This is a genomic window from Pseudomonas sp. SZ57, assembly GCF_009495975.1.
GTDB lineage: Bacteria > Pseudomonadota > Gammaproteobacteria > Pseudomonadales > Pseudomonadaceae > Aquipseudomonas > Aquipseudomonas syringae.
Genome location: NZ_WIBD01000003.1, coordinates 507,551 through 521,774, shown reverse-complemented (window position 1 = coordinate 521,774; position 14,224 = coordinate 507,551). Strand labels below are relative to the sequence as shown.

At 60.5% G+C, this 14,224-nt stretch carries 7 protein-coding genes; 3 read left to right on the top strand and 4 right to left on the bottom strand.

Annotated features, from left to right (window positions below; all coding sequences use genetic code 11):
* The first annotated feature begins 223 nt into the window (after positions 1-223).
* The gene (locus tag GE543_RS06035) at positions 224-6,196 is read left to right on the top strand and encodes an NEL domain-containing protein (RefSeq protein WP_153221004.1); all 5,973 of its coding nucleotides are present in this window, start codon (positions 224-226) and stop codon (positions 6,194-6,196) included.
* Between the two features lie 18 nt (positions 6,197-6,214).
* On the opposite strand, the gene GE543_RS06030 is transcribed toward GE543_RS06035, so the two are convergent.
* Positions 6,215-6,961 (bottom strand): tellurite resistance TerB family protein, encoded by a 747-nt coding sequence (locus GE543_RS06030; protein WP_003409230.1) that lies wholly within the window; start codon positions 6,959-6,961, stop codon positions 6,215-6,217.
* Positions 6,962-7,259: 298 nt separating this feature from the next.
* On the opposite strand from GE543_RS06030, the gene GE543_RS06025 reads away from it, so the two are divergent.
* The gene (locus GE543_RS06025; protein WP_371927100.1) at positions 7,260-9,347 is read left to right on the top strand and encodes a response regulator; all 2,088 of its coding nucleotides are present in this window, start codon (positions 7,260-7,262) and stop codon (positions 9,345-9,347) included.
* Positions 9,348-9,409: 62 nt separating this feature from the next.
* Here the strand turns inward: GE543_RS06025 and GE543_RS06020 are convergent, their stop codons facing one another.
* From GE543_RS06020 to GE543_RS06010, 3 genes are all read right to left on the bottom strand, one after another.
* Positions 9,410-10,516, bottom strand: coding sequence for an NADH:flavin oxidoreductase/NADH oxidase (locus tag GE543_RS06020; RefSeq protein WP_003415484.1), 1,107 nt, complete (start codon positions 10,514-10,516; stop codon positions 9,410-9,412).
* Between the two features lie 112 nt (positions 10,517-10,628).
* Entirely contained in the window at positions 10,629-12,344 is a 1,716-nt protein-coding gene (gene recJ, locus GE543_RS06015) for a single-stranded-DNA-specific exonuclease RecJ (RefSeq protein WP_003314241.1), read from the bottom strand.
* Positions 12,345-12,406: 62 nt separating this feature from the next.
* On the bottom strand, positions 12,407-12,949 hold the full coding sequence (locus GE543_RS06010; protein WP_003314240.1) for a YaeQ family protein: 543 nt from the start codon (positions 12,947-12,949) through the stop codon (positions 12,407-12,409).
* 325 nt (positions 12,950-13,274) lie between these two features.
* Between GE543_RS06010 and GE543_RS06005 the strand changes: the two genes are divergently transcribed.
* Complete coding sequence (locus tag GE543_RS06005) at positions 13,275-14,114, top strand: TIGR02285 family protein (RefSeq protein WP_003409222.1); 840 nt, start codon at positions 13,275-13,277, stop codon at positions 14,112-14,114.
* The last annotated feature ends 110 nt before the right edge of the window (positions 14,115-14,224 follow it).

The following is a 14,224-nucleotide window of genomic DNA, read 5'->3' as shown; positions in this document are numbered from 1 at the left end:
TGAGTATAGCCCAGCCGTAAAACGTTACATGGGTAATACAGAACGAAGCCACGACCGCTATCGATCGCCACTCTTTCGTCCCGCTTCATGTCTTGTCGGCCATCGCCACCACTACTTGAGCAACGGTCTTCAGAAACAGCGGGAGTACATAGATAGTTAGCACTTGCACGGCAAGTCGCGGCCGTAAGCTTTGTCGCCTGTTCATTCACGACAAGGCACTTAAATGCTGGATCTATCTCCGTCGGGCAAGGCTCCTGCACTCCCGCATCTGCAACTGATAAAAGACAAATCCCCCGAGTGGCTGCTTCAGGCCGAGCCGGCAACCCATGCAGCCTTGCGCAAGGCTTCGCGACGCCCCGTGCAATGGCTGGCGAGCGCACGCAAGTCCAACCCTGATCAGCTCGCCGAGCTGCAGCGCCTGTACGCCGAGCACCGCGAGTACGAGCAACAGGTTCGTCCGACGCTGGATCGCCTGTCGACGCTGGAGGACTTCGCAAGGCCCCTGCTGACAGCCGCCATCAAGGATCGCTTCGGACTGCAGGTGGACGTCGCCGACACCTGGCTGTTCCATGCCAGTCGTGCGCGGGTCGACCAATCATTCAATACGGCATCCAGAGACCCGCTAACGCAGGCAAACATTGCCCTGAAGGCCGCGACCCAGAGCCTGCTCAAGGCCGCGTTGCAGAACTTCGAAGCCTGGGAAACAGTTCCGGGCGCAATGGATTCCAGTACCGGCCTCAAGGCCCAGGTGTTTTCTTCGTTTGAAATCATCGGCCCACAGATCAGCGGAAAGTCCCTGCCGCTCTCCCCGACCGGCTTTGCGGCGCTGTGCCGTGAGCTGGACCTGGGCGGCCAATATCAGGCGCATATCCAGGCCGCCTTCAGCGCGCCTTCGACCCCCGACGAAACGGCAGACGCTGCGGCATCGAGATTGCGCCAGAGCTTCATGCAACTGGAAGCATCGTCGATCCGGCTGCAGTTGCAGATTGCCTCCCTGCAACAGCAGGTCAGCCCGGGTTTGCAAGGCGCATTACTGGAGCTTCTCGACGGCAAACAGCATGTCCGACTCGATAACAGGCCGGTCAACTGTAGCGTACTGTGCCTGGGCGATATCGAACTAACCGGCCCTCTGGTGATTGGCAAGGACCGGGATATGGCAACGCAGACAGAACGGATTGTGGTGTATATCCCGGATGATCCCGTTGCGCCGCTGAAGGAGTACGACTCGGTCGAAGTGTTTATAAACGCATTGCGCGACCGGATGTTCATTAACGGCTACCTGAACTTCTTCATGCGCTTCATACCTGCGCGCCATCGAAGTGCCTTGTTTGAAAAGTTGTCCGAGCGCCTGCACCCCAAAGTCAAGAAAGGCGGCATTTTCGAACGTCAGTGGCTGGAGCGTGAGGCGGATAGAAACGCCCGACTCGACCTGAGAGAAACGCTGTTGCAAGGTCCGCTGCCGGACAACCTGTACGAGCGCAAACGTGCTGCCCTGCGCGACGACGCACTGTTTCATGGTGTGCCTACTGCGGCACAGGACCAGAAGACCTTCGATGAGCGCGTGCAGTACTTCATGGACACCGCCTTCAATGTCCTGAACATCGCCGGCTTCGTCGTCCCGGTACTGGGCGAAGTGATGATGGCCGTGACCGCCATTCAGCTGGCTCACGAAGTGTATGAGGGCGTGGAGAGCTGGGCCAAAGACGAGAAACAGCAGGCGTTCGCCTACCTATTCGATGTGGTCGAGAACGTTGCGCTGATATCGGCGCTTGGCGCTGCGGCGACGGGCGCAGCAGGCATCCCGGCGGTACAGGCGCCCGAATTCGTGAACAGCCTCAAGCCAGTGGATTTGCCGGGCGGCATGACCCGCCTGTGGAACCCTGATCTGACACCCTTTGCCCATGACATCGTCCTGCCCAAGGGGCTGCAGTCCGATGCTACAGGGCTGTACACATGGCAGGGCAAACAATGGCTGCCACTTGAAGGACGCACCTATTCGGTCAGCCCTGCCGCCAAAGGCGACGGTTACCTGATCGAGCACCCGACCCGCGCGGGCAGCTACCAGCCCGCCTTGCGGCACAACGGCGCGGGAGCGTGGCTGCATGAGCTCGACCAGCCGCTGGAGATGGAAGGCCTGACCTTGTTCCGACGGCTGGGCTATTCCAGCGAAACGTTTTCCGACAGCACCGCCAGGCGCATCGTCAACGTCAGCAACACGCCTGAATCGGTGATGCGCGAAGCACTGACCGATCAGCGTCGTCCTCCGGCATTGCTCGAGGACACGGCGCGCCGGTTCAGGCTGGACCAGGAGATCGAGCGATTCATCGAGCAACTGGAAGCCAACGATATAAACGCGGCGGCACCGCTTCAACTGGAGCTGTTGAGCCAGGACCGTGGCTGGCCGGGCAATCGTGCGCTGGTGCTGGTGGATGCCGAGGGCCACACGCTCCAGACATTCGCCCCTGCATATCAGCCGGTCGCGGCTGACACCCTGCACATCACTGTGCGTGCCGACCAGCCGGATGCCCTGCGCCAGGTGCTGGAAAAGCTGAGTAACAACGAAATCCGCACCCTGCTCAATGAAGAGTTCGGCGCCGGCCAGCTCGGCATGTCACCGCGACTGATCACGCTACGGGCGCAATTGGCGGCACGCGCCCGCGCCACCCGAGGCTGGCTGTTCGAATCCCGTTACCGCGCATTGAGCGTCGCCGAGGCTGACGGCGTGCAGACGCTGCAGAAGGCATTTCCAGGCCTGCCACCGTTGGTTGCCGAGGAACTGGCCAGCCACGCCTTGCCGGCAGAGCGGCTGCAAATGACGACGGAGCGCCGCGTGCCGCTGCCCGTTGCCGAAGAGGCCAGCGCCTATTTACAACAGGTAAGGCTGGCGCGGGCCTATGAGGGGCTTTATCTGACCTCGGTCTCCAGCGCCGACACCGACTGTCTTGCGTTGCACAGCCTTGAAGCCCTGCCGCAATGGCCTGCACAGGTCAGGCTGGAAGTCCGTGACCGGTATTTCGGTGGCCGGCTGATCGACAGCATCGGTGCCGAGGATGCGCCTGTGCGCAAAGTGCTGATCAAGGACGGCAATCGTTACGAGACCCGTGACGCTGACGATCAGCACCTGCATGGGCTCGACGATCTTTATTCGTCCGTGCTGCACGCCCTGCCCGATGCCGAACGCAACCAGTTGGGCTTTGCCCACACCGGTCAGGGCCAGGCGCTGGCCGCGCTGATCCAGGACAATCCCCTGCCCCGCCAGCACCTCGCGCGATGGCTGAACATGCAGGCGATCAAGCCAGGCTCGAAATCCCCCATGCGCCTGGCAGACGGTCGCCTTGGCTACCCGCTTAGCGGCAGTGGCAGGGTCGACTGGCACATGACCGACGAAAGCCTGCTGGACAAGATCCGCATGCTTGAACTGCAGGACGCGTTTCCCGAAGACATCCTCGGCCGCCTGCGCCACGCCGGTTGGGACAACAGAGCCATCGATGCGCGGCTCAACGACCTGCTGGGAGAGCAAATACAGCTGCGCGCAAGTCTCGACACCTGGGCCTATGAAACCGTGGCAATGCCTCCCATGAGTCAGGCTCACATCGGCAGTCGCGCGCGGATCAACGAAGCGATCTGGAGCCACTGGCGCCTCAACAATCTGCCCGAGATCGGACGCACGCTTGAGCCGCTGCGTCTGCAACGGGTTTCGCTGAGTGACTTTCCGCGACATCTGCCGGACTTCGTCTTCAACCGCGTGACCGCGCTGCATCTGGAAAACATCTCGGTCGAGCCCAGAGCGCGCCCGGGGGCAGTTGACCTGACGCCTGCCGGCATGAACCTGCCCCGGCAGTCGACCAACAGCATTGAACTTGGAGCCTTCCTGCAACGCTTCCCGCATACCCGCGCACTGAACCTGATCAGTGAGCCATCTGCCGGTCTGGCCCTCGAGACTTCGGTCTTTCTCAATCTGCCTCAGCAAGTGTCCCGTGTGCTGCCACAACTGACCGAACTGGGGCTGATCAACCAGGGGATTTTTCTGGATCAGACGCAGATGGACCATTTTCGCAGCATGCCTGGCCTGAGGATGCTGAACCTCAGTGGCAATCGACTGATCAGCGTGTTGCCCATGGATCTGAGCTGGCTGCACCTTGATCGGCTGGTGCTGGAGCGGGTCGGCATGCACCGCTGGCCGTCCTGGCTGACCGACATCATCCCGAACAACATCCGCGAGCTGTCGGTGGCCCACAACAACCTGACCGAACTGCCCGGCTGGATCCTCGACAATCCCCTCAGCTCTGGGCATAGGACCGTGATTGACTTGCGCGGCAACACCCTGTCCCGCCACACCGCGATGCACGCGCGTATCAATGAAGCGGTCGCCGGCAGTTCCTTCAGTTTTGTCATGGACACTCCGCTTGCCGTGCAGGCCGCTGTAAACAGGCAATTGAACGAAGGTGCCGAGTTATTTGCCGCCGTTGATCAGTGGACGCATGCCTCCAGTTCGATGGCCGTACCGAGCGAGCAGATCATCGAGTCACGCCGTCAGATCGGCAGGATCCTGATCGATCACTGGCGAACCTTCAGCCTCGGGCAAATCCACAGACCCCTGCGCCTGACAGATATTGCGTTGACCGACTTTCCGCGACAACTGCCGGATTTCTTTTATCGCCAGATACGCTATCTGCATCTGAGCAGAATCACCGGCACGGCCTCTGATCTTGATCAGCTGTTGCGCCGCATGACTGATCTGACCTCGCTGGAATTGAGCGGGCATGTCGCCCCGCTGCTGCAATTGCCGCCAGCGCTGCTCGAGCTTCGATCACTTCGTTCGCTATCGCTGATGGATCAGGGCATGCTGATTGATCAACAGCACATCGATTTCTTCGGCCGGATTGCCACGCTTGAGCGGCTGGAGCTGGACGGCAACCGGATAGGCGCCATCAGCGACCTGGCCAGCCTCAGTGGCACAGCGCTCAACTGGCTGTCATTGAACAATGTCGGAATGGTCGAATGGCCAACCTGGGTGGAGAGCATGGTGCCGGCGCAAATCAGGACACTGTTGCTGGAGGGCAATCTGATCAGCGAATTGCCAGAACACATACTCGCCAACCCCGGCAGCGAGTTTGCGCATACGGAAATAAGCCTGCTGAGCAATCCGCTTTCCGAAGACACCATGCGCCAGGCACATCTGTCAGAACGTTACGGACGCTCCTTCACCTTCGACATGAACCTGCCGCCCGAACTCAGTGCGATGGACTGGACGGAACACCACGACTCGGATTCATCGGTGGCAGAGTACCTGTCGTCAGAGGACAGCCGCGCATCGACACCGGAACCCGCCACCGTCGAGCCCTGGCTGGACGAAAGCAACCCGTTGAGCGCCGGGCGGCGTGAGATTTGGGAGCAGCTGGAAGCCCGTGGGGATACCCGTAACCTGCTCGACCTGATCAATTCACTGCGTCACAGCGCCGATTATCGCAACATCGCCAGCCGTACAGCGCTGCGCGAGCGCGTCTGGCGAGTACTGCTCTCCGTGAGTCAGGACCCTCAACTTGGACAGACCCTCAACGCCATCGCCGAAGAGCCGCTCAGGCTGTTTCGTGACAACAATACCTGCCCGGACGGCATCCTTCTGGAGTTCAACCAGATGGAAGTGCTGGTGTTTATCCGGCAGTCGTTGCAGGACGTCGTGGCGGAGCAGCGTGGTACCCTGTTGTACCGGCTGACCGTGCGGCTTTATCGCCTGTCGGAACTGGATGCCGCAGCCCGCGAACAGACCGGCAACCGTGATGAAGCCGAGGTACGTCTGGCCTATCGCACGCACTGGGCCAGCGCGCTGGACTTGCCCGTGGCGCCGGAAGGCATGCTGTACCAGGCCCACGCGGCCATCAGGCCGGGGGAATTCGACACGGCACTGCTTCGCGTGCAAAACGGCGAACGCGGCGAGCCCTTCCTGCATTTTGCCCAGCAGCAGGATTACTGGATCAGTTACCTGCGCGAAACCCACGCTGGACGCTTCGAAGCACTCGAAGGCGCCTACAGGACCGAACTGAACCAACTCACCGACGAATTCGAGCAACGCAATATCAGCCTCGAAGACCCGGAGTACGAAGGACGGATTCTAGAGTTCGAAGCCAGATTCAAGGAACAGCAGACAGCGCTGATCAGGGAGCTGACCAACGCTGAAGGAATGGAACATCACTGATTGAGCGGGAGCGCCAGTTTACTGAGCGTTCCGCACCTGGCCCTCAAGCTCGGTCTTGAGGCCGGGTTCCAGTTTCAACTCACGCGCCAACTCATCAAGGTAGGCGCGCTCCATGAAGTGCTCTTCATCCACCAGCATCACGCTGGCGATGTACATCTCTGCCGCCATTTCCGGTGTGGTCGCGGCACGGGCCACCTCGGCCGGGTCCAGCGGTTTGTTCAGCTCGGCGTGAAGCCACTGCTGAAGCGTCTGATCGTTGTTCAGCTTGGTGAACTCACCCTCGATCAGTTCGCGCTCACGCTCATCGACATGACCATCGGCCTTTGCCGCGGCGACCAGTGCGCGCAGGATTGCCTGGCTGTGCTGCTCGGCTTCAGCCTCGGGCAGCCGGTCGATGGTTTGCGGTTCGCGCTGAGCGGCGAGCCCCTGACTGGCCTGCCAGTTGTTGTAAGCCTTGTAGGCCAGTACGCCCAGCGCCGCCAGGCCTCCGTAGGTCAACACCTTGCCGCCCATCCCGCGTGAGCGTTTGCCGCGCAGAAGGCTCATGGCACCTGCGGCCAGCGCACCACCACCGGCGCCAGATAGCAGGCTGCCCAGTCCATTCTGGGAAACGCCCTGCCCTTTGCCACCGCCAAGCAGGCTGCCGAGACCATTGATCAATGAATCGCTGCCCGACGATTGCTTGCCGGATTTGCCTTTGTTCTTGTCCTGCAACATGCTTTGTCCGGACTTGAGCAATTGATCGAGTAAACCACGCGTATTCACAGAGAGCCTCCTACAAGGTTTGTCAGATAATTCATTGACCAACAACTTGAAGAGAAGTCGCTGTCTGGCTATTACCGGTGTGCTTCCGGATGTTACGGGTGTAAACCCTACCCGTTCGTCAATCTGCCCCGTGCAACGGCGAAATGCGTGCAACCCGCACCTGTGGCAAAGAGTCAATAATGTACAGGCTGCAGGTAAAAGCAGGTACGCAGACCCTTTCCTGAATTGACCAGGCAAAGACCCACATTCATACGAATACCATTGCACTTCCATGCAGATTTTCAGGAGCTTGTCTGACGTGACATCGCCCACTGGTTTCCCGACCGCCAACGGCAAAGCCGCCGGGATTATCCGATCCATGGACTGGAGCCAGACATCACTCGGACCGATCGAGCAATGGCCGGTGTCGCTGAAAAACACCCTGAATCTGATCCTCAATTCCCCGGAATCCATGTACCTGCTCTGGGGGCCGGAGCTGGTGTTTTTCCACAATGACGCTTACACCCCGATCCTCGGACCGCGCAAGGACCACGCCATCGGTGCGCTGATCCCGGATCTGTGGGCGGACGTCTGGGATCAAGTCGCGCCGCTGGTGATCGATGCGTTCGCCGGCAAGCCCTGCCGCTATACGGACATGCCGCTGACCATGGCGCGCTACGGCGAGGTCGAGCAGACATGGTGGTCATTCTCGTTTTCACCGGTAATCGACGAGTACGGTGTGGTGGTTGGCATGTTCTGCCTCACCAACGAAACCACTGCGCACGTGCTCAATCAGCAGGCGCTGCAGGAAAGCGAGCGCAAACGCCTGAAACTGATCGATGACCTGGTCAACCTGGAACGACAGCAGACCGCCAGACTTGAACAACGCACGCTGGAGCTGGACACGTTTTGGGAGATATCTCCTGACCCGCTGGCGATACTCGATTTCAACGGCATCTTTCTGCGCGTAAACCCGGCCTGGACAGCGCTGCTGGGCCACCCGGAACATGAGCTGCTGGGTACTTCCATCATGACCCTGCTGCATCCGGATGACGTCAGAAACACCCAGAATGCCCTGAAACACACCATCAACCATGTACTGCCGCTGTTTGAAAATCGTTATCAGCATGTCGACGGCAGCTACCACTGGTTCGGCTGGACCGCTGCACCCGGCAATGGAATCATTTTCGCGCTGGGCAAGCACCTGACCCACGAAAAGGACCGCATTAAGGCCCTGCGTATTGCCGAAGAGGCCTTGATTCAGTCGCAGAAAATGGAAGCGGTCGGGCAATTGACCGGCGGGCTGGCCCATGACTTCAACAACCTGCTGATGGGCGTCACCGGCAACATGGAGCTGCTGCTGTCGAGGATCAGACAGGAACGCTTCACAGAACTGGATCGCTACATCAACGCAGCCCTGGAAGGCTCAAGACGCGCGGCCTCCCTGACACACCGGCTGCTGGCATTCTCGCGTCGTCAGACACTGGCCCCCAAGGCCACGGATATCGATCTTCTGGTCGCGGGCATGGACGAGCTGATCCGGCGCACCGTGGGTCCGGCCATCGACATGCAGGTCAATGCCTCACGCGGGCTGTGGGCGACCCTGGTTGATCCGCATCAACTGGAAAACTCGCTGCTCAACCTGTGCATCAACGCCAAGGACGCCATGCCCGATGGCGGAAAACTGCTGATCCAGACAGGCAACCGTCACCTGACTGCAGTCACGGCGACCAGGTATCAATTGCCCGCAGGCCGCTATGTGGAACTGTCCGTCAGCGACACCGGCACGGGCATGAGCAACGACGTCATGGCGAGGGCCTTCGACCCGTTCTTCACCACCAAACCGACAGGCATGGGCACCGGGCTGGGGCTGTCGATGATTTACGGGTTTGCACGGCAGTCAGGTGGCGGCGTCTACATTACGTCAAAGGTTGGCGAGGGTTCGAAAGTCAGCATTCTGCTGCCGATGCACGAAGGTGAAGCTGAAGCGGTGGCCTTCGATGACAGCCCGCTGCAAGTCCCCGCCTCCAGCACCGGCGACGAAACCATTCTGGTCGTCGATGACGAGCCCGCCGTGCGCTTGCTCATTGTGGAGCTGCTTGAAGACCTGGGCTACGTCGTTTTGCAGGCTGAACGAGGCGCCGATGCGCTGACCATTCTGCAGTCCAAAGCGGCCATCGACCTGCTGATTACCGATGTCGGTCTGCCGGGCGGCATGAACGGCCGTCAGGTTGCAGATGCGGCGCGGGATGTCAGGCCTGATCTGAAAATACTGTTCGTGACCGGTTATGCTGAAAACGCCGCCTTGGCGCATGACACGCTTGAGCCGGGCATGCACGTGCTGCCCAAGCCGTTTGCGATTGCCGAACTGATCGGCCGCGTCACCGAGCTGCTGGAAGGCGAGTAATAAAAAAGAGCGCCATACGGCGCTCATTTTTTGGATGGTGCTTTCGATGAACCCACTGGCGATCAGTCGCGCAGGTCAGACTCATGAATCGGCTGATCACGGTGCGTCGCGCGTTGATACTGCGCAGGCCAGGTTGCCAGGCGGCCACCCAGGTCTTCATCGGCGCGCAGAGGCCAGTACGGATCACGCAGCAGCTCACGCGCCAGCAGAATGATATCGGCCTGCCCGGTGCGCAGAATATGTTCTGCCTGCGCCGGATCGGTAATCATGCCCACCGTGCCTGTCGCGATGTCAGACTCCTTGCGAACCCGCTCGGCGAAGCGCGTCTGGTAGCCAGGGCCGACCGGAATTTCCGCGTTGGCTGACGTACCGCCCGACGATACATCGATCAGATCGGTGCCGAGTGCTTTCAATCGCCGCGCCAGCTCGACCGTTTCATCGGCATTCCAGCCGTCTTCCACCCAGTCAGTGGCGGACACACGAACGAACAATGGCAGCTCTGCAGGCCACACCGCACGCACAGCTTCGGTGACTTGCAGGGTCAGGCGGATGCGGTTCTCGAATGAGCCGCCATACTCGTCGGTGCGCTGGTTGCTCAGAGGCGACAGGAACTGATGCAGCAAATAACCATGGGCGGCGTGGATTTCTACCACTTTGAAGCCCGCCTCCAAGGCACGCCGCGCGGAATCGACAAACGCCTTGATCAACTCCTGAATCTGCGTTTCGCTCAATTGCACAGGGGCGGTGTGCTGCGGATCGAAGGCAATCGCCGAAGGCCCGACCGGGGTCCAGCCGCCTTCATTCAGAGAAATACTGCCGTGCTTGCCAAGCCACGGGCGCCAGGTGCTGGCCTTGCGGCCGGCATGCGCCAGCTGGACGCCGGCAACCGCGCCCTGAGCGTTGATAAAGCGGGTGATGCGTTGCAGCGGTTCGATCTGTTCGTCGTTCCACAGCCCGAGGTCTTCGGGAGTGATGCGGCCGTCCGGCGTTACCGCCATCGCTTCGGTGATGACCAGGCCGGCACCGCCGACGGCGCGGCTTCCCAGGTGAACCAGGTGCCAGTCATTGGCCAGGCCGTCGACACTGGAATACTGGCACATCGGCGACACTGCAATACGGTTGCGAAGGGTCAATTGGCGCAGGGTATAGGGTTCAAGCAGCAGGCTCATGGCAACCTCTCGTAATGAAAATTCAGGTGCCCAAGCACTGTTCATTCACAGAACAGGTTTGGCAGACCGTGTAGTGTCGACAACCCGGTAGCGAGAGGGGTTCCTGCTATCGTCAGCGTGGTGCGATATGCACCACCATCAGCTGCACGGTTTCATTACCACGAAACTCGTTGAGGTCGAGTTTGTAGGCCAGCTCGACCCAGCGGATATTCGGATTGGGCCAGATATCGCGGTCGACGCCGAACGCAATGCCATCGAGCTTGACGCTGCCGCACTCGGTCTTGAGCACCATCTTCAAGTGACGCTCGCCCACCACTCGCTGCTCGACCAACTGAAACACGCCGTGGAACAAGGGCTCGGGGAAGTGCTGCCCCCAAGGGCCGGCATTGCGCAGCGCGCGTGCCAGTTCCAGGTGAAATTCCTCGACAGCCAGCGAGCCGTCGGACAGCAGACGCCCGGTCAGGTCCTGCTCATCGAGCTGACGACGCACCTCCTGGTCGAAGGCTTCGGCAAACGCCGGGAAGTTCTCTTCCGGCAGCGAGAGGCCTGCCGCCATCGCGTGACCGCCAAACTTGCTGATCAGATGCGGATGACTGGCCGCCACGGCGTCCAGCGCATCGCGAATGTGAAACCCCGGCACCGAGCGGGCCGAGCCTTTGAGCACGCCCTCCCCGGCGCTGGCGAACGCGATGGTGGGACGGTGGTAACGTTCCTTGAGCCGCGAAGCGAGGATGCCGATGACACCCTGGTGCCACTCGGCATCGAACAGGCACAAGCCGAACGGCATCGACTCCAGCGGCAAGTCCTTGAGCTGGGCGAGCGCCTCACGCTGCATGCCCTGCTCGATGGATTTGCGATCCTGATTCAACTCATCCAGTTGCACGGCCATTTCCCGCGCCAGGGTCGGGTCGTCGCAGAGCAGGCATTCGATGCCCAGGCTCATGTCATCCAGGCGCCCTGCCGCGTTCAGGCGTGGCCCGAGAATGAACCCCAGGTCGGTGGAGGTGATGCGCGAAGGTTCACGCCGGGCAACTTCCAGAATGGCGCGCAACCCCGGTCGGGCACGGCCGGCACGGATGCGCATCAGCCCCTGATGGACCAGAATGCGGTTGTTGGCATCCAGCGGCACCACATCGGCCACGCTGCCCAACGCAACCAGGTCCAGGAGCTCGCCCAGATTGGGCTGGGCACGCTGATTGCTCTCGAACCAGCCGGTCTCGCGCAGACGCGCACGCAAGGCCATCAGTACATAGAAAATGACCCCGACACCGGCCAGCGATTTGCTGGGAAAGGTGCAGCCTGGCTGGTTCGGGTTGACGATGGCGTCTGCGGCAGGAAGCTCATGACCAGGCAAATGGTGATCGGTCACCAGTACCTGCAAGCCGGCCGCCTTGGCCGCTGCCACGCCCTCGACGCTCGAAATGCCGTTATCCACGGTGATCAACAGCTGAGGTTCGCGCTGCAGCGCCACTTCGACGATTTCCGGCGTCAGGCCGTAGCCGTATTCGAACCGGTTGGGCACCAGATAATCCACATGCGCCGCACCCAGCAGACGCAAGCCCAGCACGCCCACGGTGCTGGCGGTCGCGCCATCGGCGTCGAAATCGCCGACGATCAACATACGCTGGCCCTCGCGCAGCGCAGTGACCAGCAGGTCTACTGCCGCATCGATCCCCTTGAGTTGCTGATAAGGGATCAGCCGCGCCAGGCTTTTGTCCAGTTCGGCCTCGCAGGCCACACCTCGTGCTGCGTACAGACGAGTGAGCAAGGGCGGCAGGTCGCCAAGGAACGGCAAGGTGTCGGGCAATAGACGAGGTTCGATGCGCATGCGGGTCAGCTGATTCTCTTTGCAGTGTCGATGAATGTGATTTCGATCGGAAGCGGCGGCTGTCAGCCGCGCTCGCCCGCAAGCCATTGCAACTGGACTTCATGCTGGCCGCGGTCGTCAGTGACGAACACCGTCCCTTCACTGATCATCACATCCCACTTGATGACCCGCGGCATGTCCTTGGCCAGCACTTCCAGCACTTCCTGCGGGACAGCGGCGATATTGACGTTTTTCAGGTTCTTGATCGCCGGGATGACCTTGCCTTCCCAGACGCGCAGGCTGCCATAGGCCAGCAGACTGGTGCGTTCGGTACGACGCGAGCACCAGGTCAGTCGATCGGCGTCCGGCTGCCCCACTTCGATCCAGTGCAGAACGCGGTCATCCAGGCTTTTTTCCCACAGAGCGGGTTCGTCGACATCAGACAGGCCGCGACCGAACGACAACTGTTCGTTGTACCAGAAGGCATAGGCCAGCAGACGCACGGTCATGCGCTCTTCGGTTTCCGAAGGATGGCGGGCAATGGTCTGCTTGACGCTCTCGTAGACGCCGCGATCAAGGTCGGTGAGGTTGAGTTCGAATTTGTAGGTCGTGGACGGCTGGGCCATGAACGGGCTTCTAGAGTCTGGAGGGAAGACGGCAAGTCTACCCGATGCCGGGCCTGTGAACGAACTTGCTCGCGCAAGGATGTGCTTGCCCCCCATTTTCAGGACGAACAAAAATCGATAGTTTGAAACAAATTTCTGATACATATCTGTGCTACAGACGATCTGCAGCGAGCACCCGGACTCCCAACCGGGGCACCTGAATGTGACGCCACTGGCGCAGCGCCATTCAAAGAGCTGCCAACCCTACCTCAGACCGTTGAACCTTTTTCGAGGATGACACCCGCGAATGCCCCTTCCTGCCTCGTACTGTACAACGGCTCGATTGATGCTCGCCCTGTCGCTGGCTGCCATGCCGTGTGTCAGCCAGGCCAGGGAGACGCTGACCTGGCTGATGCGCGACATCCCTCCTTCGACGATTTTTTCCGGTGCCATGCGCGGGCAAGGTGCAATTGATCAGCTGATGCCCTTGCTGACCGCGCAAATGCCCGAATACGATCACGTGCTGATGCGGGTCAACCGCGCCAGGGCTCTGCAAATGCTGAGCGACGACACGTCTCTCAGTTGTGATCCCACCATGCTGTGGACGGCAGAAAGAGCCAGAACCCTGCTTTTTTCCATACCGATCGGCGCGGTACTGAGCAGCGGCCTGATTGTGCGCAAGGAGGAAATGTCGAAGTTCGAGCCCTACGTCGCGGACGGAAAAATCGACGTCGCGGCATTGATGGCCAGCCGGACGATCAAATTGGGCATCGTTGCCGAGCGCAGCTATGGAGAAATGATCGACCACACGTTGCACGACGTCGATGAAGATGTCCTCGTGCCGCACTACGGTAACGATGCCGTCGGCAGCCTGCTGCAAATGGAGCGTCTGGGGCGTCTGCAAGCCTTTATCAGCTTCTGGCCGGAAGCGCGCTATCAGGCCATGCAACAAGGCATAAGGCCGGAGGAACTGGCCTTCTTGCCGATCAAGGGCAATCCTGCATACCAGTTCGTCTATGTCAGCTGCAGCAACTCGCCCGACGGCGAGCAGGCCATTGCACTGATCAACCGCGAGATGCGCGTGCTGCGCGAAACCCGCCTGATGGGCTTTTATGCGCAGTGGCTGGAACCTGCGCAACGGGCCAGCTATCTGGAGGACGTCAAGGCACTGCTGGACAAGGAATGACCGGACAAAAGAAACCCCGGGCAGAGGGGGACCTGCTCGGGGTAAACATGACCATTGTGGTCAGTACGTCAGCCCTTGATCACCGGAGCACAATGATCAAACCTGACGTA